Raw genomic sequence first — 21578 nt, forward strand, 5'->3', positions numbered from 1 at the left:
CATTCAGAGCTGTTCCAATAAAAAACGCGTTTACGCCTAAGAAAGCGGATAGATTTGCTTTCTCGGTGTAAACGCGTTTCTCGTTTCTATGAGCAGAATGACTTTAAGCAATCATTCGTGTTTGCTCTTATTCGACTGGCTAGTTTCGGTGTTGCCGGCTCCAGATTCTGAATTCTTGGATTGATCTTGAGGTGATTCCGTTGCAGTAATATGCGTATGAGCGAGCAGCGCATGAGGTTCAATGGAGAAGCTGCCGCTTCGTTTTCCCTGAATCAGATATATAAGCAAGAACAGAATCATAAACATCACGGAATATCGATACATATCGGTATAACTGGTTATGGCCGCAATGGCGCCAAGAAGAAGGGCACCGGTCGCAATACCCAGATCCAGCGAGTTCAAAAACATGCCATTAGCCATACCCCGTTGAGTAGGAGATACAACTTGAATCATCCAGGTCTGCAGAGACGACTGCATGGAACCATAACCGATTCCGTAGATAAAGGCAGCAATGAACAGGAGGGACATGGAGGTTGCATACGAGAGCAGAATGAGGCCGACAGCAACGAATATTGCCCCTGGAATGAGCAGTGCTTTTGGACCTTTATTGTCATAGATCCGTCCTGCAAATGGTCTAACCAATAACACGGCGAGTGCATTGAACAAAAAGAACAGCGCAGGATTGGCCAGATTGGCTTCCTTACCATACAAAACGATGAATCCGACAAGCCCACCATAGGTGATGGATAATAGGCAATTCAGCACACTGGGAAGAATCAGCTTGCGGTTGAAAGGTGTCTTCTGTTTTGGGTTGGACCCTGAAGCACTTGTTGTGGCTTGTGGCATGATGGTTGTACTGTTATCGGTTCTGACTGCTTTTTTGCGTGTCAGCGAATAACTCAGTGGATAGATCACAGCGAGAACACCCGCAGTACATAACATCAGGGTTACAAAACCTGCACCCTGGAGCAGAGTGACCCCAATGATTGGACCCATAGACATAGCCAGGCTAGTCGATAGACCAAAGTAACCCATACCTTCACCCATTCGTTTCACGGGCACAATGTCCGAGGCCATCGTTGGAAAAGCGGTACTGCTCATACCAAACCCGATACCAAACAACATTCTGAGCAACAAGAGCACAGCTATTCCTGCAGCAAAATAATAGCCGAGCGTTGCCAGCAGGGCTACGGACAGGCCTATATAGATCATGGCGTTACGAAGACCCTTCTCCAGTGCTTTCGCGGAATAGAGACGGGCTGCAATGGCGCTGAGTGCAAACAGACAGGTAAATAAACTTACTTCAAACGCATTCGCGTGAAATCGATCCTGAACGTAGGACGGAAGCGGAGAGACAATCATGTGCAGTTGCAAGAACAACAAGAAGTTGCACAGCATCAGCAGTATAAAATCGGTAGTCCATAGTCTAACTTGTTGTGTAGATTGTTCTTTCATGATGATGTATTCCCCCTGAGTTGTGATTCATTACAAGTTGCGGTTAATGAGGGAAAGAGTATGTTTAAATGCTTCCATCTGGTCTTCGGATATACCTTCAGCAAGTTCTTTATTCATTTCTCTTTCAATCGGAACGAGGATATCAATTAACGCTTTGCCTTCCGTGGTGAGATATAACAGATAGGCTCTGCGATCCTGTTCGCTGGTCCGGCGTTCTACCCAGCCTTTTTTCTCAAGCAGATCAATAATCCGCGCAGTGGTGGGTTGGTCTTTGAAGACTCGTGCAGCGAGCTCCTTCTGATTCACACCTTCACCGCGGTCAACATTAAAGAGAACAGAAAATTGCTCTGTCGTAATATCATAAGGTTTGAATCTTGTCGCAAGTAAAGCTACAGCTTTACGATGTGTGAAACCCAGCATGAATCCAACAGATTGTTCCAGTGTATAGTCCATGTGATTGCTAGACCTCGCTTCCATAATAAAATGTCCCAATTAATTAGTTGTTACAACAACTATATGTCAAACAAGTATTTTTGTCAAAATGAAATATTCTCATATCGAACTTACATGTGCGCTGTGCAATGATCCAAAAATACTGTTAGAATAGTAATGAAACCGCTTTTATATAATCCATGTCTAGCGTGCTTGAAGAATGGAGAAAACCAATTTGCTCTAACTGATGTTGGAGATGAACAAGGAGAGCTGTGTATGCTAAAGAATATACCCGCAATAATACCTCCAGAGTTACTCAAAATCATGTCCGAAATGGGTCATGGAGACGAGTTGGTTCTGGCGGATGGCAATTTCCCCGCAGCCAGTCATGCCAAGCGACTAGTACGTTGTGATGCACTGGGAGTTGTTGAACTGTTGGATGCCATCCTGCAATTATATCCACTGGATACCTATGCTGAGCGTCCCGCTGCTGTCATGCAGGTTGTGAAAGGGGATCAGGTGATCCCGATCATATGGGAAGACTACCGCCGGTTGATTGAAGAATATGAAGGCATCACGGATGCTTTTGATCATGAAGAACGATTTGATTTTTATAAACGCGCTTCGAATGCCTATGTGATTGTTGCAACTGGTGAGCGAGCGCAATACGCCAATCTGATTTTGAAGAAAGGCGTCATTTTCCCCGATGCTGATCCTGGTCAGGAACAGCAGAATGCTGAATCGAACTGAATAATTACGGCGACGGAGCAGTGGATGCTTTGGTCGCCTTTTTATTTTTACCATTGCGGAGCCAGTATACCAGAACGTACAGAATGGGCATGGATTCGATAAGTACCGTGTACAAAGGTACAGCGTAAGAGCGGATAGCCAACTCGTAAGAAGCGGCATCTCTGGCATATTGAAGCACAATGGCGGCAGCCGTTCCCCCAATTAGATACACAACAGATTTTTGCTGCCTGATCCCGCTGAGTTTGGAGAGACAGACGGAAGCGACATACAACAAAAATGAGCTGCGAGAGAACATCGTTGTTGACCAAATTGCGATCAGAACAGGGTCCAGATTATCCAGAAAATCTCCGTATCGCGCAAAGCGCACCATCTCAAGTAAAGGATAGCGAAGCCCGGCGGCAACATACGGACCAAAATTCATCAAGATGAATATCCAGAATACAACGATGAATATAACAACGGTGATGCCGGCAAATAACATGCTTTTCAGCATAGGACGCCTGAAAGCAACGACCGGTGCGAGGAAGAGGAAAAACATCCATTCGGAGAACCATGGCATGGTGGACAAAGAACCCATCATGATCTCACCCAGATCATGATGGGTTGCCATCGCAAGCAGTATGCCAGGATTGCCCCCACCCCCAACCGCCGGAATAAGTAAGCCGGAAGTGAGAAGCTGTACCACAAAAATACCTTCCGACATAAATACAATGGTAACCAATCCTGAACGCGCAGTCAGGCAGATGCACAGCAAAGTCAGGGTGGATGTTAACCATATCGGAGTCTGTGGCAGATACATCGATTGCAGGAAGATAATGAAATTCTCCACATCAATGGACAACAAGTAGATACATAACATTACAATTAACCCGATATAAAAGCGATGCACAACCTTGCCCACGATATCTTCTCCATAGGAAATCCAGGGTTTGTCAGGGTTAATGGAACCCAAACGGTATGTAAAGAACAGAAAAATCAGACTGATTAAAAATCCGCCGATCGTGGATAACCATCCCTGATAACCACTCATTTTGAATAAACGTTGCAGAAGAAAGGCAATGGGTTCGGAATACAGGTAAACAAACATGAAGCGGTAAGCCTGCCCCGCAGTCAGATGGTTCATGGTTAATCTCCTTTCTTAATCATGTGATCAGCCCAGCCAAAGACCAACTGGATTGCATCATTGGGATTAGGCCATGCTGACCAGCTTACAGCGAGTGTGTTCCATACGAGAAATAGGCCGAGCAGTATGAAATAGGCACGTCTGATTGCTTTTTTGCTTGTTTTTACAGATGACCAATCCAGTAAATACAGTCCCGCAAATACTAAAACGGCTAACACGTATGTAACCTCCTTAAAAAGCATTCCCTTGCAAGCTAGAAGCTTGACTCCGAGCCAACAAATTGAATGTTGATATTTGTGTTGACAGAAAACCGAAGATCATTCTTTACATAATTGATCCATGTAGGCCGCAGCTTCTTCCATACCTTTGGATATCTCCATTCGAGCCGATATCCAAGCATGAGTATGTCGGAGCCTCGGTGTTTCGCGGTTTGGATGGCCTGAGTAAGATGAGCACTCACTTTTTCATTGGCTGCTTGTTCAATGTCCTTAATACCAACGATATCTTCAGCTTTCAGAACAGGAATGACCGAATTCAACTCAGCTTTTCCTGTCAGGTTGATAACAAAATGTGGTTCACCATTCTGGAGCTTTACATGTATATCCGAGTGCATACGGTATAACTTCATGCTTGCTTTTTGTTTTTTGGTTTTAACGGAAATGATCATTGAATCGAGGTTTTGTCCTGCCCAGGCAACAGCACGTGCTTCATCGGCCGAGAGAGTCCCAACCATTCGCATCTGTCTGAAGATCGTTCCACCGATTTGACTGACCCACTTTTTGGATTCTCCCTCTTCACTGACCATGTTGGTTTTTTTGCTGCCTAACATCGATGAGGCAAATCCCTGATTCATTTTATCCGATGTAAATACGCTTAACACCTGGGTTTTTAGCAGATTTTCCTCTGTGGAGAACTCCCGCAGAACGTCACTTGGGGTTTCTTCGAATACTGGAGTTAGATCAGAAACGTCCTTGGCTTTGCCATTCGCAACCATTACGTAGCTGCTCAGGTGGAAAAGGGGTTGCCGTGCAATCCATTCCATCGTGTCTTCAATCCCCTCACGTGCGTAAGCTTGGCCAAAGACAATCATTCGCGTATGTCCCCAGGATATTTTACGTGTCAGGTCTGTCTGTATACGCTCTATCGCATCTGCAATTGTCGGTGCCGTTGCTGAAACTGCTGCATAAGGATCTTTGCCTGTACCACCACCTTCAGGAGAGAGACGATTGGGTAGCGGCATGCTAAGGGTGACCTCGATCTCTCCAGGGGTATCCGCTTTGTCAACGTACATGGCCGTAATAAAAGTGCGCTCATTAATCTCGACTTTCGACCAGCATCCGGTACATAACAGACAACTAATAATGACGACCATAAGTGGAAGGGGAGGCCTTCGAAATATCATGGTGTGTCCTGCCTCCTTTCATTATCGGTCGCATAGGCTTTGGTTCGTTTTTTCATCATGAACCAAGGTACCCGAATAAACGTATCTTTGAAATCACGCAGGACGAGCGGGGCAAAAGGCTGCATGTACGGAACACCAAATGAACGCATGCTGACCATATACCAATACAACAGGTAGATAGAAATGACTACACCGAATAAGCCTAGTGTTCCACCCATCAACAGAACAGGAAAGCGGAGCAGTCGGAAGGCCAGACCTAACTCGAAATGCGGAATAATAAAGGCTGCAATGCCTGTAATGGACACCACAATAACCAATGGAGCAGAGACAATACCTGCCTGTACAGCGGCTTGTCCAATGACAATACCGCCAATAATAGAAACCGTCTGTCCAAGCGGCTTGGGAATACGTATTCCAGCTTCACGTAATCCTTCAAAGGTAATCTCCATGATGAAGGCTTCAATTAATGCCGGAAAAGGAATGTTCTCTCTCGCGGAGGCAATTGTTATGAGCAGATTGGTTGGAATGATCTCGGGATGAAATGTAGTGACTGCTACATATACGGAGGGCAGCAGGAAAGCAATGACGGCAAACAGCAAACGGATAATCCGTATAAATGAAGCCGAATGGAACCGCTGATAATAGTCCTCGGACGACTGCATCAAAGAGAAAAATGTGACTGGAATAAGCAGTGAGAAGGGCGTTCCATCCTGCATGACCCCGATCCTTCCTTCTACAAGAGCAGCTGCAACGGTATCGGGTCTTTCGGTATATTGATACTGTGGAAAAGGAGAGAGCGGATGATCTTCCAGAAATTCTGATAGATAGCTGACACCCAGACTGCTGTCCATATCAATCTCACCCAGACTGATTAATACGTTTTCCAAAATCTCAGGTTTGCATAATCCTTGAATATAAATGACAAAAACTTCAGTTTTGGTATATTTGCCGATGGTGAATTTGATCATTTTAAAATCAGGATGTTTGATTTTGTGTCGCAGTAGAGACATATTTACATTAATATCTTCGATAAACGCTTCCTGGGGGCCAACAACGACGACTTCATTTGTTGATTCAGGTACGGAGCGTTTCTGATAATTTTGAATTGAAAAAATGATCATGCCGGACATGCCTTCGATATAGAGTGCTGCATTACCGGTTACGATATCATCTACCAACGTTTCCGCTGAATCCCTGTGCTGGTTTTGGAGAGAAAAAAAGGTTCCACTCACAACTTGCGTTATGAAATCGGGACCGACCTCGTTCCGTGCAGCCTCCTCTAGCATGGGCTTAACAATAGCTTCACGCATGATCTGTGTATCAACTATGGATTGAATATAGAGCAAAGTGCAATGGAGCGGCCCGATCTGAAGGGGCTGATAGATCATATCTGCCACGCCGACTAGACGTGATTGCACCTGTATCAGAATGCTTTCTTTCATAGATCCCTTCCTCCTAAATCAATGAATGGTTCGGTTTCCTGTCCGTTATTAGTGATACTATAGTGTGCAACGCTTCGACTGAAATATACTCCGAACGATGAATGTTCGGTATCTTTAGGGAAAAGTTCCTGGATACTACAAACTTTGATGCAGATGATGAATGGGGAAAAGGAAAGGACTGTTTTACAATTGAAAGAAATACAAAGGAGGAGACGATGCTCTCCATCCCAGAGGAGTGAGTGAAATGCAGCACCGAATCAGACAAGCGGGTCTTCTTGATAGTAACGAAGTGGGACGTTTGTTCAATGAGTACAGGATGTTCTACAACCAAAATGCTGACATTGAGGCAGCACGTCAGTATATTAGAGAACGAATGGAAGGCCATGAATCGGTGATTTTGGTAGCAGAAACAGATGCGGAAAGTGATCATGGGACAGATGAAAATAACGGTAGATCACTCTCGAATAGCTTTATTTGTACTGGATTCGTTCAGCTATATCCCAGTTTCAGTTCGGTATCGATGGGGCCTGTCTGGGTGCTTAATGATCTATATGTGCATCCGGATTATCGTCAGCAAGGCATTGCCAGGAAGCTCTTGCAAGCAGCCAAGCAATTGGCATCTGAGCGAGGAGTTCTTCGTATATCACTCTCAACTGAGTTAAGTAACAAACAAGCGCAAGCTTTATATGAATCCGAAGGATATGCACAGGATACCAAATTCATGTATTATGAACTTAATGTATAAGAGTTTGCTCCAAAAGATGGACTATATGAATGAATGGCACACTCGTGTCGTCGGCAACAAGGGAGGGGAGTCGCAACATGATGCAGTGGATTGCCATGATCACGATGTTAATTGATCATATAGGGGCTGTCTTTTTTCCACATATTATAGAGTTGAGGATCATAGGTCGTATCGCTTTTCCAATCTATGCTTTTGCAGTGTATGTCGGTTATAAACATACACGAGACGTACAAAAATACATATGGCGTCTGTTCTGGATTGCGATCATATCACAGGTGCCGTTCATGGCTGCGTTTAATCATTATTCTCTGAACGTGGTGTGGACATTGTGGTCAGCCCTGTTGGTATTATTCGTTATCGATAAATTGCCACCCAAACTACTAGGGATTCCGATTGTAATTGGAGCAGGGTGGTTCATGGAAATTAGCCAAATGGATTACGGGATGTACGGGTTGTTATTGGTTCTGTTATTCCGTTATTTCCAGGGTCCTGTACTTGTCGTGGCACATGTCTTGTTAAATGCACTGTATCTTCTGCTGCATAACAGCTCAGTTCAAATGTATAGTGTGCTCGCAACCGCCGGCATTGCTATTGCTCAGTATTATCAAGCGGGATTCCGTATGAAGGGGCCACGTTGGGTCTGGCGTTATTTCTATCCAGCTCATCTTGCCATCATTGCAATTATCCGATGGGTCTAAAAAATGATCCGGAATGAAGCCAAAAACAAAGAAGCCACTTTCATCGTCATTTACTGACGAGAAGGTGGCTTCTTTGTTTTCATTTTTGTTATTTATGATTATTGCTAATGTACGAAGTGTTGAAAATAAAGAACTTACTCCATTGCTGTAGAAGTGCCGTTATGGCGCCGGATTGCAGACGGGAAATATCCAATCTGAACGGCGTAGTCTAACATGACGGAGATGAAGCGATCATCTGTTTTTGCACATGAGATGCCAGCAGGTTCCACATAAGCCGTTGTCACAGGGCAAGCATAGACATATGCTGAATCCTTCGCACCGTCGCCTTCAAGCTGTGCAATAGCCAACTGAAGAGCTTCCGGCTCTTTGCTGATGCTCGCATCGAACAACCAACGTGTGTAATCGGCGAAAGGTAGCGTTTCGACTTCGTAACCAGCCCGATTCACAGAACGGATCAGCTCATCATAACGGATGGGCTCCGGATTACAGATGTGGAATACACGACCGGCGGTATCCTGACGTAAGGCCAGATGAACGATAGCTTCACTTGCATAGTTTATCGGTGTAAAATCAACCATCCAGTCAGCCGCAGGAGCCTTGCCGAGCAATAACATTGCTTTGATCATACGATAGAAGGCGTTGCTATCAATATTGGACTGGAAGCGTCCAGTTTCGGAGTGACAAGTGAGATTACCTGCACGATAGATGCTGACAGGCACACCTTGCTCGGCGGCAATCATGAGCAGTTTCTCGGCTTCAAGCTTGCTGTCCGAATACAGGTTGTCCACATGCAAGTCAGCCGGGAACCGATCATATTGCAGGGAAGATTCCCATTGTCCGCTGAGTGCCAGATCTTCCGGAATACCCATTGTGGATACATGGTGGAAGGAAGCACCTGGTTTGCTGCGAATCAAGTCTAGCAATGCGACCGTTCCTTCCACGTTTGTTTTGGCGAACTGATCGGCATCGCCGAAATGACGTACGTCTGCAGCGCAGTGGATGACACGGTCAATTCGATCCTGAACATAAGCCCTTTGTTCAGCTGACAGGCCGAGATGAGGTTGTTCGAGATCCCCTTCAATAATCTCCACGCGACTGGAGAGTTGGTCAGTCAGTTGTTTGCCGAAATAACCTTCCAACACGTTAGTCAAACGTTCCATTGCAGTTATTCCATTGGATGGTCGACGAACAAGGGTGTAGATCCGTGTACTGGAATTCAGAATTAACTGTTGCAACACATGAGAGCCTAGATAACCTGTTGCTCCAGTCAGCAACACATGCTCAGGTTCACGAATGAGCGGGTACCCCAACTGGGGCGTTAGCTCCACAGGATGTTCGGATAATTGTGTAATCATGCCATCGGTTACCACTGAATCCGTAACTACTGCTGCACTGAGAGACAATACTTCCACACGACGAGCGAGAGCACGGACTGTTTTCTCGGCAAAGAAGTCGGCAATGTTCAGTTGCGGATAATGTGGTTTCAGAATAACCAGTACATGAATAACCCGGAGTGAATCCCCACCGATATTGAAGAAGCTGTCTTCGACACCGAAGTCATCGTGCTGAAGGATTTCTTTCCATGCGTCCAGGATAATGGATTCCGTCTCCGTCTCAGGCATGACCCGGTCAGGGCGATCTTCATGTCGTTCCACATGAGGCAGGGATACCATCGCTTTGCGATTGATTTTTCCAGTTGGTGCAATCGGCATTTCATCCAGCTGACAGATCCACTTTGGTACAAAATAAGAAGGAAGTTTCTCCGTCAGTTCTGCCTTGATGTCCGAAACAGAAAGAGTACTGCCATCTTTCGATGTAAAGTAACCAACCAGCATATTTTGTCCATCGGATTCTTTCTTCGGAATGACGGCAACGTTCTGGATCTGATCAAGCCGTGCAAAGTGATCTTCAATCTCCCCGATCTCAATCCGGTGACCACGAATTTTTAGCTGAGAGTCACTGCGACCAACATATTCCAGCAACCCGGTATCCAGCAATTTGGCAATATCGCCAGACTTGTAGATTTTCTCACCTATCGCAAACGGGTTCTCAATGAATGCTTGCGCTGTACGTTCTGGCTGATTCAGATAACCTTTGGCCAATGCAGGGGTAGCAATATATACCTCACCAGGTACACCTGCCGGACAGAGCTGTTGTTCTTCATTCACAATGTATACTTTGTAGTTATGAATCGGTTTACCGATAGGGATGTTCACCACATGTTCGGGAACCTGCTCACTGATGCGGTGAGTAGTTGTGGCTACTGTACATTCGGTAGGTCCGTACACATTAACAATATCAATCTGGTTTCCGAATTTGCGCTGGAAGGCACGAACCTGTTCACCATATAACGCTTCTCCGGCTACAGTAATGATTCTGACTTTGGCCAGCTTGTGGAAACCTTCATCGGATAAGTAGGAAGCAAGCTGATTGAAGAAAATCGTAGGCAGTATCGTAATGATGGTTGTTCCTGTCCGTTCAATTGCACTTGCGAATTCTTCAACGGATACACGTTCTTCCGCAGACAACAGATATAATTCTGCTCCATAGAACAAGGCGCCAATGGTATCCCACACGGATGCATCAAAGCTGTATGTAGCAAACTGAGTTAATACATCACCTGGTTGAATGTCACAATCACGCTGAACCACACTGCCAAGATTGATTACACCCCGGTGGGCAATCAGTGCACCTTTGGGTTTACCGGTCGACCCTGACGTGTAGATAATATACGCAAGATCATCGGGCTGAATATCCAGATTGGGGTTACTTGCTGCAAATCCGGCCAAACGACCATCCACAGCGAGAATCTGACGGACCGTAGCTATACTGGAGAACAAGCTGGAAGCTTGGGCATAAGAAGCCTCCGTTGTCAGCACGAAGGAGGATGCCGTATCTTCCACGATATAACTGTTACGTTCTTGTGGATGCTCAGGGTCGATCGGAACATACGCGCCACCTGCCTTCAGAATACCAAGCAGGGAGATGATCGTCTCCAGACTTCGATCCATAAAGATACTGACGAATTCACCTTTCTGCAATCCATTGGATAACAGAACACGTGCAACCTGATTAGCTCGTTCATTCAATTCCCTGTACGTATAACTTTTGGATGGCGATGTTATCGCCGGTGAATCCGGATATGCCGCTGCCGTTGCTTCGAACCAGCCATGAACCGTTTGATTTTCTGGTTCGAGAACAGAAGTATCATTCATTTCACGGTAAAGCAATCGATCTGAGGCGGAAAGAATATCTACCGTACCGATTGCTTTCTCACCGTCACGCACAAGGGCGAGTAGAAGAGTCTGATAATATTCTGCATATCTCAGCACGGTAGACTCTTTCAATAGTGAACTATCATAGAACAGATCGAGGATGAGCATGTTCTGATCATCTCGAACGTTCCAATTTAATATTTGAGGAGCTTGAGGCAACTGTACACTATTCAGCATAAAAAACGATTCAGGGTATCCACCGTTTTGCAACGTGTATTCAATCTTGAGCTGCTCTGAAACCTGATGACATAGTTGGCTGAAGGTCAATTTCCCCTGAATCTGTAATGAAAGATAAGAAGCTGCCTGATCCGGGGAAAGTATACCTATGGCAAGTTCCTGTTCAGCTGACAATCGGAATAACAAGGCTGCATAAGCTGAGAGGAGTACCGGGTACACCATCTGTTCTCCATACTTCTGTTTAAGTTCAGGGCTCAGAGAAGCATGTAATGTGATTTGAGCAGACTGATAAGAGAATGATTGTTGACGTCGCCCAAAATCCAGTGGAATCTGCAGAACTGGCAAACTAGATTCCATGGAATGGGAAGAAGATGGTTGGTTTTCAATCACTTCAGTTATTCCTCCTTGGTTCAAACCGAATGTTTGTGGATTTGAATTATTGTTTGCTTACATTGAAATGAGAGATCAATTCTTGGAGTTCCTCAGACATGCTGTTAAGGCGTGTGGAGGAGTCTACCAGTGTAATCAAAGATGCTTTTTGCTCATCAACAGATGAGGAAATTTGTTCACTGCTGTTTGCTGTCTTGCTTACGCTTGAAGACAAGTCGTCTGCTGTAGCGGTCATTTCCTCCGTACTCGCAGAGATTTCTTCCGTCGCGCTTGATACTTCCTGAATCTGATTAGATACTTTTTTCGCTGCTTCCAAAATATCTTCGAACAATTGTCCTGTTTGATCGGCTACGCTGAGTCCTGTATCTACTTCTGACGTACCTTGTTCCATTGCACGTACAGCTTGTTTAATTCCAGCTTGAATCTCTTGGATCAATACGCCAACCTGGCTGGTTGCTTGTTCAGACTGCTCGGCAAGTTTGCGTACTTCACCTGCAACAACTGCAAATCCTCTTCCTTCTTCACCAACACGAGCTGCTTCAATGGAAGCATTAAGAGCAAGCAAGTTGGTCTGGCTGGAGATACCCGAGATGATATTGAGAATATCGCCGATTTCCTGTGAACGACTCTCCAGAACCTCAATGGCAGAAGCGGTATTCTTAACCGATTCCGTAATCAGATTCATCTGTTCAGATACCTGACGTACAACGCTGTTACCTTGTTGCGAACGACGTTCCATCTCATAGGCTTCATCCGCTACACTTGCCGAGCTGCTGGCAATCGTCTGGATTACGGTAGCCATCTCGGACATGGCACGTGCACTATCCCGGGTTGCCTGTTCCTGTGAACGAATGTTGGAAGTGATTTGAGTCACATTATTATTGATAGAATCTGCATTCTCACTGTTGCGCTCGGAAACTTCATATAGCTCTTTGGCAGACTGATTTACTTCTTGTGATGTGATTTGCACTTTAACGATAGTATCGTTGATTTTGCGAACCATGGTGTTGAACTTCTCGTTAACGAGCCCCAGATCGTCTTTGCCTGTCGGAATGTTGACATTCAAATTACCCCGACTTACGTCATCAATTCCTTTGATCAAGTGACGGATAGGGGAAAGAGTGTTTTTAACTACAAGGTATTGGATAATCAGGAATAATAGCAAGAAGGCCACAAGGATGATAATTCCGTTTTTGAGCAAGGAGTTTAGTCCCGCGGGTACGGCTGATGCATCTGCATCAACGGCAAAATATGAGAAAATCTTTCCGTTGCTGTCTTTGATTGGATATGCAATGGTTGTCCATGTTCCGAAATCATCGGAATAAAATGTTGTGAATGTTGGGCGATCCGTATTAAGCATTTCTTTCAGTGCATTGGCTACAACGACCGGCTGCTCATACATGTCACCAATATTTACGTTCTCACTTTGAAAAGCCTCTCTTAGGTTGGTTGGCATCGCTACAAGGGAAGTTAATCTCTTGTTATCGCCACCGAGCTCAACACCGAAGATGTAGGCTTGTGCAATGTTAGGATAATATTGTTGCATCTCATCGAAATACGCTCGTAATTTCGTTTGTGTTGCTCCATCATAGCTACCTTCCGTAATAGCAGCTTGTACCTCGGCAGGATTGATATCTTCAGCCCATTTTTTGGTAATTTGTTCCACCTGTCCATGCAACTGTTCAACAAGAACTGTTTTTTGAAAATAGTAACTGCTTGCGATAAGTGCTACCCCGATGATAACGATATTGGTAAATGAGAGTAACAAATTTTTGGAGAAAAACGACATGCTTTTCCAACTTAATGATTTCACTAAATTCCACTCCTGATCTTCTTTAAATTAAGAAACTTTAGGGTTGCATTGGTACAGTGAACTAGATCATTCCGTGATCCCCTCCAAAGGAAATTTATGCGACCATGGTCTTGGTTTATCAGTCGCTTTCGTAGAGACTTATGTACCGTATGAACCATAGGTGTCTAATTATTAAAACACATCTATAATTAATATGTCGTATAAAATGTCGTTAAATTGAATAGTATCGTTAAATTTTTTTTAATATTTTACGTATTTATGGACATATCAGATGGTTTATAGGTATTTAGAACTGTTTATTTTAAAATTTCCCATTTTTTAGCTTCATTCTGTATTCTATAACATGGTGGGTAAAAATACATCCTTCAACAAAACAAAAATATGATGGCAAAGATGCAACAGAAGGCACGGATATACATCGGAAGCGGTTTTATCTATAATAACTACATATGCATTTCTCAAATTATGAGCAGCGGGGGTTTATAGATGAATCTTAAACAGATAGCAGCAGAGCGTGCGGCAGAATATGTTGAAGATGGAATGAAGGTTGGATTGGGAACAGGTTCAACAGCTTATTATGCCATCTGCCGGATCGGTGAGCGGGTACGTGATGGATTGAACATTCAAGCGGTTGCCACTTCAGAGGCTTCGGACAAGCTTGCCCGTGAATGGGGGATTCCCATCGTCCCATTTGACCAGATTGGACGTCTGGATCTGACCATTGATGGCGCTGATGAAGTAGATCCCGAATTTAACCTGATTAAAGGGGGGGGCGGGGCTCTTTTGCGTGAGAAAATCGTGGCTGCCAATAGTGACAAATTGATTATTGTAGCGGATGGCAGCAAAGCCGTGCAAAAGTTGGGTAAATTCCCGCTTCCAGTTGAGGTGGTTCCATTTGCTTCTGAGTGGACCTTCCAGGCGCTCGAACAATTGGGGTGTCAACCACAGTGGCGGATGGATGGACAGCAACGTTATCTGACAGACAACGGAAACCTGATAGCAGATTGCCACTTGGAGGCGATTGATCACGCTGCGGACCTTAATGTTCAATTGAACATGTTACCAGGTGTTGTTGATAACGGACTATTTGTGGATATGGCTAGTACAGTCATTCTTGCCAATGCGGACGGAAGTATCGAAGAGCTTCATCGTTCTTAATATGGAAGAGGGTGCTTTTCATCGTATGAAAGAACTGCCAATCGTTGATGGGGAACTTGTACTCAGGTGTGTGGAGAAACAGGATCTGAAAGAACTCTATGAATTGATCTACAGTGATGATGTACCTGAATGGAAGCAATGGGATGCACCTTATTACCCACTTAAACACGAAAGTTATGAAAGTTTTGAACAAGGTATGCTCAAACGTATGGAAGTAGGTCCAGGCGATTCCAAACCCGTATCAATCCGTATTATTGAATCCGACAGACAAATTGTGGGTACAATCAGCTATTACATAGAAGATGAGTTATCCATGTGGCTGGAAATGGGGATTGTAATATACAGATCTGTCCAGTGGGGACGCGGGGTTGGCACACGCTCACTTGTCATGTGGTCAAGTCATTTGTTCGAACAGATGCCTTTGGTTCGGGTTGGATTGACTACTTGGTCTGGTAATGAACGTATGATGCGTGCGGCTGTGAAAGCCGGATTACAGGTGGAGGGTCGAATGCGGAAGTGTCGTATCGTTCGCGGGCAATATTATGATTCAATTCGTATGGGGATGCTCCGTGAGGAGTGGGAGCAGAAGCTGGCCCCTCATACGAGCCGAAATGTAAACAACTGATGGAGGATTATTGAAATGCTGAACACGGAGGACAACCGGGAACTGTCTTTACAATTATTCGTGGTTCTTGTTCGGGCCTACAATTCTGTGACCTCACGTTCCAATCGGGACATCCAGAGTCACGGACTGAATACGACAGAATTTGGTGTGCTTGATTTGTTATATCATAAGGGACCACAGGCATTGCAAAAGATTGGTGAAAAGGTGTTAATGTCCAGTGGTAATATTACGTATGTTGTAGATAAGTTGCAAAATAAAAATCTGCTGTTTCGTCGACCATCCAAGGAAGATCGGCGTGTCATTTACGCTGAGTTAACCGAGGAAGGAAGAGAACTGTTCACACAGATATTTCCACAACACCATCAGGTCATCATTGATGCTTTGGAAGGACTTGACCCTTCCGAGAAAGTAGCTGCGATTAAGATGTTGAAGAAGCTGGGACTGGCGGCAGAAGGGAAAACTGACTTGCGTTCATAACGCAGGTCAGTTTTTTTGTGGATCTCGAAAAGTACAGGTATATACTGGCTGACTGACTTGCAAGGCCCTCCATAATATAGGAAGATTGTTCTATACATTCATCGTGTGTAAAACATGATTATCGAAAGTTCATGTATAATGGAACATAACGATTTAAGAGCGGAATGGATGGATTGGATCAAGTAGAAGAACCTATCCCGATTGCAAGTCAGCTAACATCAATCTCATTCTGGATTAGTCACGAATGAAGATTGAGTAGGATGCGGGTATGAGGAGGGGTGCATCTATTAGTCATCAAGAAGCAGGAGAACGTTTGCTCCAGGAATCTGCGAACTTAGCTGATAAAATAACGGAGAAACAGTATCTCAGACAGCCCGATTTACTTGAGCGATTTGGCGAGAATGGAAAAATGCGAACCAAACAGGATTCGGAGTATAGCTTGAACTATTTGGCAGAAAGTGCGCTCGTACAGAGTCCAGGTCTGTTTACTCATTATATTGCCTGGCTGAAAGTTCTACTTGAGGGTTATAAGGTATCACCAGAAGACCTGGCGATTAATCTCAATCTGATCAAAGAGACATTGGAAGAAGAATTTGACCATCCGTCAAAGTCACTTCTGCTCGAGTATCTGGAGATGGGAATATATAGAACAACACACTTGGAGTCACAGGCGGGTTACATCAACGAATCCATGCCATATGGAGATGCTGCGCAATCTTACTTACAGTGTTTGCTAGAGAATAAACGGAAAGAAGCCTTTGAGATCATTGAAGCTCAGTTAGAAGCTGGGGTGACGATTCGTGATATTTATCGATATATCTTTCAGCCCACCCAATATGAAATTGGACGATTGTGGCAATGCCATCGTATTAGTGTGGGGCAAGAACACTTTTGTACGGCAGCGACCCAGTCATTTATGTCACGTCTGTATTCCCTCTGGTTGAATCATACGGGTCAGGATAAAAAACTAGTGGCTACCTGTGTAGGCAGTGAACAACATGAGATCGGGCTGCGTATGCTCACAGATGTGTTCGAGATGGAAGGTTGGGATACGCACTATCTGGGAGCCAATGTTCCCAATGGAAGTGTAATAGAGGCTATAGAGCGGCATCAGGGCGATGTTGTTGCGATATCGGTTACGATGACGTATCACCTTCATCTGGCCAAAGAGTTGATTCATCTGATCCGTCATCATCCGGCAACGGCACATGTGAAGATTATGGTTGGGGGATATCCCTTCAATATTGATCAGGAGTTGTGGAAAACGATAGGAGCTGACGGTTATGCTCCAGGAGCCGATGAAGCGGTAGCGGTTGCAGAACAATTACTGGCTCAGCCAGCTACATGTAATCAGCTTGATATGGTTAGGGATTAAGAGAGGGATGATGTGATGTCTAATGAGAGCGGAGAGATACAGAGGCTACGCAGAACGATTGAGCAGTTATCGGATCAGATGATCCGGAGTAAAGAGCAAGAGGAACGGACACTCTCGGAATTCTCGGATATGAATAATGAACTGGTGACACTCCAGCGTTTGCTTGCTAAGAACAATAACAGTCTTGAAGCTGCACGTCAGCAAGCAGTAGATGCAGGTGATTCAAAAATCGCATTTATTGCAGGCATCAGTCATGATTTTCGTACGCCATTAAATGGCATATTGGGGATGGCTGAGATGCTGAAGCTGTCTCCATTGTCTGAAGAACAGGAGAATTCCGTTTCCGTTATACAGGATGCTGCCAAACTGCTGCTTAAGCTGATTCAGGATCTTCTGGATCTGTCCAAACTTGAGGCGGGTCAGATGCGACTTGAACTGGGAGAAGTGGATCTGCAAGAGACGATAAACTATATTGTTCGTTTGCTCGAACCCCAAGTCAGAAAGAACGGAAATCAGTTATCGATAGACTGTGACCCCAGAATCTCTACTCTTCTTGAAGGGGATCCAACGAGGATTACACAGATACTGATCAATCTAATTCAGAATGCGAACAAATTCACATCAGAAGGTACGGTGCGGATACGAGTCACCCTTGTGGAAGATGATGAAGTTACACAAATGATCCGATTTGAAGTCGAAGACACGGGGATTGGTATCTCGGAAGAAGATCAGAACCAGTTATTTCAACCCTACATGCAGACTGAACGAGGACGCTCAAGTGAGTATGGAGGAACGGGCCTTGGATTATCGATCTGCAGGTCGCTCGTTACACTGATGGAAGGTCGGATTGGAGTAGACAGTCAGGAGGGTGAAGGATCAACATTCTGGTTCGAACTTACACTTGGTAAGAAAGACGGTAACCAGTCCGCTAACCAGTCTGTTGCTTCCGCTCAAGAGCAACAGGGGCAGGATATGGATGATGAAGCTCCTTCTGTATCTGTATTGCTGGCCGATGATAATGTCATCAACCGACAGCTTGTTATGTTGCAGCTCAAGAAACTGGGAATAACCCAAGTGGACGCTGTAGTGAATGGGGAAGAGGCAATAGCTGCTTTTCTCAGCAAAAAATACAGTTTGATTCTCATGGATTATATGATGCCAGTGATGGACGGTTTGGAGGCAACACGCAAAATCCGCTCGATAGAAATGGATGAAATGCGCCATACCACACCAATCATTGCAATGACAGGTAATGTCATGCAGGGAGAGAAAGACAAGTGTATGGAAGCCGGGATGAATGACTTTATTGGCAAACCCTTCACGCTGGAAATTCTGAGTAAGATGATCGAGAAGTGGCAGCAATCCTCCGAACCGACCGAGGTACTAAATATGAGCATCGTACATGAGATCGCGGAATTAAACACCGATGGCGATCGTACACTCCTTGGTATGTTGTTGGACATGTATCGTACCGATACACCTGGCAAGATTGAGGTGCTGCGCAGGCATATTGTGTCCGGTGACCATGTTGCTGCAACCGAGGTAGCCCATGATCTGAAATCAGGGAGTTTGAGCCTAGGGATTCGTTATTTATCAACTTTGTTTGCCAAGATAGAACAATTCGCGAAGGAAGGTCAATCATGGAAAGCAGAACCTTTGCTGGATGCTTTGTTACCCGCCTATCAAGCAGCATGTGCAGCACTGCAACGAGTAAGTAAAGATTGAATTTATCTTAATGAGGAAAGAGGGTAGGGCTCGTTCATGTTATTCTACGTACTTGCAGCACTGGTACTGATCGTTCTTGCTCTTCTGTGGGCAGGAGGGCTTTATTTTTTCAAAACGGCCATTCGCCGTACAGCAAAAACGTTTTTGGTAGATAATCCAAATCTGATGCCTGAACCGGACAATGAAATCATTAGCAGTGCTTCTGACCTGAAGTGGCTGGATGCTCAGCCTACAGAAGAGATATCTCTTCAATCACATGATGGATTAAAACTGTATGGCACATGGCTCGGTTCCAATAAAGGGTCGGATCAGACGGTTATTCTGGCACATGGTTATTCGGGTAGAGGCAGAGAAATGGCTGGATTTGCCCGGTTTTATGCGGAAAAGCACGGTTATAACGTACTCATGCCAGATGATCGAGGTCATGGACAGAGTGAAGGTGATATCATTGGTTTTGGTTGGTTAGATCGGAAGGATTATGTCCAGTGGACCAACTGGGTGCTTGAAAAAGTGGGTACACAAGGGGAAATCATATTGCACGGCATATCCATGGGAGGAGCAACCGTACTGATGACAGGTGGTGAAGTTCTGCCGATTCAGGTTAAAGCGATTGTATCTGATTGTGCGTATACATCCGTGGAAGAAGAACTGACGTTCCAGTTAAAGCAATTATACAAGCTTCCTGCATTTCCGTTTATACCTGTCACAAGTCTGATCTCCCGGTGGAAAGCAGGGTATTCCTTTAGAGAGGCTTCGGCTCTCAAGCAGCTTGCCAAAGTTAACATTCCCGTGTTATTCATCCACGGAGAGGCTGATACGTTTGTACCAACGGAAATGGTGTACAGGTTGTATGAAGCCTGCCCAACCAAAAAGGAATTGCTGACCGTCCCCCGTGCCGGTCATGGCACAGCGTTTCAAGTCGATCGCACCGGATATGAGGCGGCGCTGGAATCCTTTATGAAGAAAAATCTGTCACCTGCTTTTAATTGATTTTTTTGTGACAATTTGGTATTAAGTAGAAGATGCAAATCATTTTCTAAACGATGGGGGTATCTTGATGGGAAACGAACAATTTGAGGCTGCGCGAAAAGCAGAGGCAGGTTATCATTCCAATTTCTATCAGAATAATGAATTATTCGCCTCTGGTACCTGGATGTCGAGGCCCATGCCTATGGTGATGGATATGCTGGAACGTCTACTTGCTCACAAGGAGGAATTGCGTGTCCTCGATCTGGGATGCGGAGTGGGAAGGCATACGATACCAATTGCACAGCACCTTGCAAAAACGAAAAGTGAAGTCATCGGTGTGGATTTGCTGGATGAGGCCATAGACGGACTTCGCAAGTATGCGAAAGAATATCAGGTTGATCATATCGTACAGGCAGTGAGAGCAGATGTTGAACATTATGCTGTGGAGCCAAACTATTTTGATTTTATTGCTGCATGTTCTTGTCTGGAACATGTCTCAAATAAGCAAGCCTTCATGGAAGCGATAGACCGGTTACAGGCCGGAACTCGTACAGGGGGCATTCATTGTATTACGATGAGCACCAATGTGGAGGAAAAAGAAATCAATACAGGCAAGGAGATTGAACCATTAATTGAGCTGAACCTGCCCACAGCCGAGGCGATTGCTATACTGGAGGATGCCTACAAAGGCTGGAATATTCTGCTTCAGGAGCATGTTACACAGACGATTGAAGAGGAAAAGTATGATGAACCGACACAATTCCGTTGTGAACTGCTTCGTTTTGCTGTACAAAAGCAATAAATTCTCTGCCGGGACCTGACAATGGACCCGGCACTCTTAATGTGTGGTCTGAAGGGAGATCGTTATCGGAGCTGAATCGGCACACGACTTGAACTTTTAGAGGCTAACGACTACAATACGATAACGGAAACAAGCAAGGTATAGGAGGAATCAAGGTGTTAATTAATCTGAAATCACGCATACAGGAGCCGGAAGTACAGGAGCTATTGTCCTACTCGGTTTTTCCTGATCCGGATCACTTGAACCGTGCGTTGCAACAATATGTAGAGAAAGACGAATTGCAAATGGGCGGTTACGAAGATGAGGGACAATTGATCGGTCTGATTGGATATGAGAAGACAGGAACAAGTGAGGTTACCATTCATCATATCTCGGTTTTGCCTGAAAACCGCTTTAAAAATTATGGACGTGGTATGATCTCACAACTGTTGGCAACATACAACCCTGATAGACTGATTGCGGAGACCGAGCTGGAAGCCGTCGAGTTTTATCGGAATACGGGGTTTGTGGTATATAGTCTGGGTGAATTATACCCAGGTGTGGAGCGATTCCGTTGTGTGCTTGAAAAAGAGGAAGATACGGACGAAGAGTAGCACAGAGACCTTTTATTACTTTAAGAAATATATGGATTATCATCAGTACAGGATGTTGGATTTGGCAATGAGCTGAGTCGGACGTCCTGTTTTTTTGTCGTTTTCGTCTAAAAAGCAGGAAAAAAGTATTGCTTTGTAAGATTGTTTCATTA

General features: G+C 44.8%; 19 protein-coding genes. 11 read left to right on the top strand and 8 right to left on the bottom strand.

Annotation, left to right across the window (positions count from 1 at the left end):
• Positions 1-111: 111 nt before the first annotated feature.
• Positions 112-1455 (bottom strand): MFS transporter, encoded by a 1344-nt coding sequence (locus MHI52_RS11025; RefSeq protein ID WP_405159020.1) that lies wholly within the window; start codon positions 1453-1455, stop codon positions 112-114.
• Positions 1456-1485: 30 nt separating this feature from the next.
• Complete coding sequence (locus MHI52_RS11030; RefSeq protein ID WP_235200756.1) at positions 1486-1932, bottom strand: MarR family winged helix-turn-helix transcriptional regulator; 447 nt, start codon at positions 1930-1932, stop codon at positions 1486-1488.
• Between the two features lie 231 nt (positions 1933-2163).
• Here MHI52_RS11030 and MHI52_RS11035 point away from each other — a divergent pair, with 231 nt between their 5' ends.
• On the top strand, positions 2164-2637 hold the full coding sequence (locus MHI52_RS11035) for an RbsD/FucU family protein (RefSeq protein WP_036609525.1): 474 nt from the start codon (positions 2164-2166) through the stop codon (positions 2635-2637).
• 4 nt (positions 2638-2641) lie between these two features.
• Here the strand turns inward: MHI52_RS11035 and MHI52_RS11040 are convergent, their stop codons facing one another.
• From MHI52_RS11040 to MHI52_RS11055, 4 genes are read right to left on the bottom strand one after another with little or no spacing between them, the layout of a single operon-like run.
• Entirely contained in the window at positions 2642-3760 is a 1119-nt protein-coding gene (locus MHI52_RS11040; protein WP_405159021.1) for a GerAB/ArcD/ProY family transporter, read from the bottom strand.
• Between the two features lie 2 nt (positions 3761-3762).
• Entirely contained in the window at positions 3763-3978 is a 216-nt protein-coding gene (locus MHI52_RS11045; RefSeq protein ID WP_405159022.1) for a hypothetical protein, read from the bottom strand.
• 35 nt (positions 3979-4013) lie between these two features.
• Positions 4014-5162: a Ger(x)C family spore germination protein gene (locus MHI52_RS11050; protein ID WP_405159023.1), complete on the bottom strand. Its 1149-nt coding sequence runs from the start codon at positions 5160-5162 to the stop codon at positions 4014-4016.
• A complete protein-coding gene (locus MHI52_RS11055) occupies positions 5159-6604 on the bottom strand; it encodes a spore germination protein (protein WP_405159024.1) in 1446 nt (481 codons plus the stop codon). Before MHI52_RS11055 ends, MHI52_RS11050 begins: the two co-directional genes overlap by 4 nt.
• A 244-nt stretch (positions 6605-6848) precedes the next feature.
• Here MHI52_RS11055 and MHI52_RS11060 point away from each other — a divergent pair, with 244 nt between their 5' ends.
• Together MHI52_RS11060 and MHI52_RS11065 are read left to right on the top strand one after the other, a co-directional pair.
• Positions 6849-7349 (top strand): GNAT family N-acetyltransferase, encoded by a 501-nt coding sequence (locus MHI52_RS11060; RefSeq protein WP_405159380.1) that lies wholly within the window; start codon positions 6849-6851, stop codon positions 7347-7349.
• A gap of 77 nt (positions 7350-7426) precedes the next feature.
• Entirely contained in the window at positions 7427-8047 is a 621-nt protein-coding gene (locus tag MHI52_RS11065) for a TraX family protein (RefSeq protein ID WP_405159025.1), read from the top strand.
• A 134-nt stretch (positions 8048-8181) separates the two neighbouring features.
• Here the strand turns inward: MHI52_RS11065 and MHI52_RS11070 are convergent, their stop codons facing one another.
• The gene (locus MHI52_RS11070) at positions 8182-11856 is read right to left on the bottom strand and encodes an amino acid adenylation domain-containing protein (RefSeq protein WP_405159381.1); all 3675 of its coding nucleotides are present in this window, start codon (positions 11854-11856) and stop codon (positions 8182-8184) included.
• 79 nt (positions 11857-11935) lie between these two features.
• Positions 11936-13678, bottom strand: coding sequence for a methyl-accepting chemotaxis protein (locus MHI52_RS11075; RefSeq protein WP_405159382.1), 1743 nt, complete (start codon positions 13676-13678; stop codon positions 11936-11938).
• 510 nt (positions 13679-14188) lie between these two features.
• Between MHI52_RS11075 and rpiA the strand changes: the two genes are divergently transcribed.
• The 8 genes from rpiA to MHI52_RS11115 all read left to right on the top strand — a co-directional run bounded on the left by rpiA (position 14189) and on the right by MHI52_RS11115 (position 21426).
• A complete protein-coding gene (rpiA, locus tag MHI52_RS11080) occupies positions 14189-14860 on the top strand; it encodes a ribose-5-phosphate isomerase RpiA (RefSeq protein WP_017689275.1) in 672 nt (223 codons plus the stop codon).
• Positions 14823-15485: a GNAT family N-acetyltransferase gene (locus MHI52_RS11085; RefSeq protein ID WP_405159026.1), complete on the top strand. Its 663-nt coding sequence runs from the start codon at positions 14823-14825 to the stop codon at positions 15483-15485. Before rpiA ends, MHI52_RS11085 begins: the two co-directional genes overlap by 38 nt.
• Positions 15486-15500: 15 nt before the next feature.
• Positions 15501-15962 (top strand): MarR family winged helix-turn-helix transcriptional regulator, encoded by a 462-nt coding sequence (locus MHI52_RS11090; protein ID WP_036670259.1) that lies wholly within the window; start codon positions 15501-15503, stop codon positions 15960-15962.
• A gap of 268 nt (positions 15963-16230) precedes the next feature.
• A complete protein-coding gene (locus tag MHI52_RS11095) occupies positions 16231-17337 on the top strand; it encodes a B12-binding domain-containing protein (protein ID WP_405159027.1) in 1107 nt (368 codons plus the stop codon).
• A gap of 15 nt (positions 17338-17352) precedes the next feature.
• Entirely contained in the window at positions 17353-19062 is a 1710-nt protein-coding gene (locus MHI52_RS11100) for an ATP-binding protein (protein WP_405159028.1), read from the top strand.
• 36 nt (positions 19063-19098) lie between these two features.
• Positions 19099-20052: an alpha/beta hydrolase gene (locus tag MHI52_RS11105; RefSeq protein ID WP_315373245.1), complete on the top strand. Its 954-nt coding sequence runs from the start codon at positions 19099-19101 to the stop codon at positions 20050-20052.
• Between the two features lie 67 nt (positions 20053-20119).
• On the top strand, positions 20120-20833 hold the full coding sequence (locus MHI52_RS11110) for a class I SAM-dependent methyltransferase (RefSeq protein WP_315373246.1): 714 nt from the start codon (positions 20120-20122) through the stop codon (positions 20831-20833).
• A 155-nt stretch (positions 20834-20988) separates the two neighbouring features.
• Positions 20989-21426, top strand: a complete 438-nt coding sequence (locus MHI52_RS11115) for a GNAT family N-acetyltransferase (protein ID WP_036609514.1) — start codon at positions 20989-20991, stop codon at positions 21424-21426.
• Positions 21427-21578 lie beyond the last annotated feature (152 nt).

This window comes from Paenibacillus sp. FSL H8-0283 (assembly GCF_045040675.1).
Lineage (GTDB): Bacteria > Bacillota > Bacilli > Paenibacillales > Paenibacillaceae > Paenibacillus > Paenibacillus amylolyticus.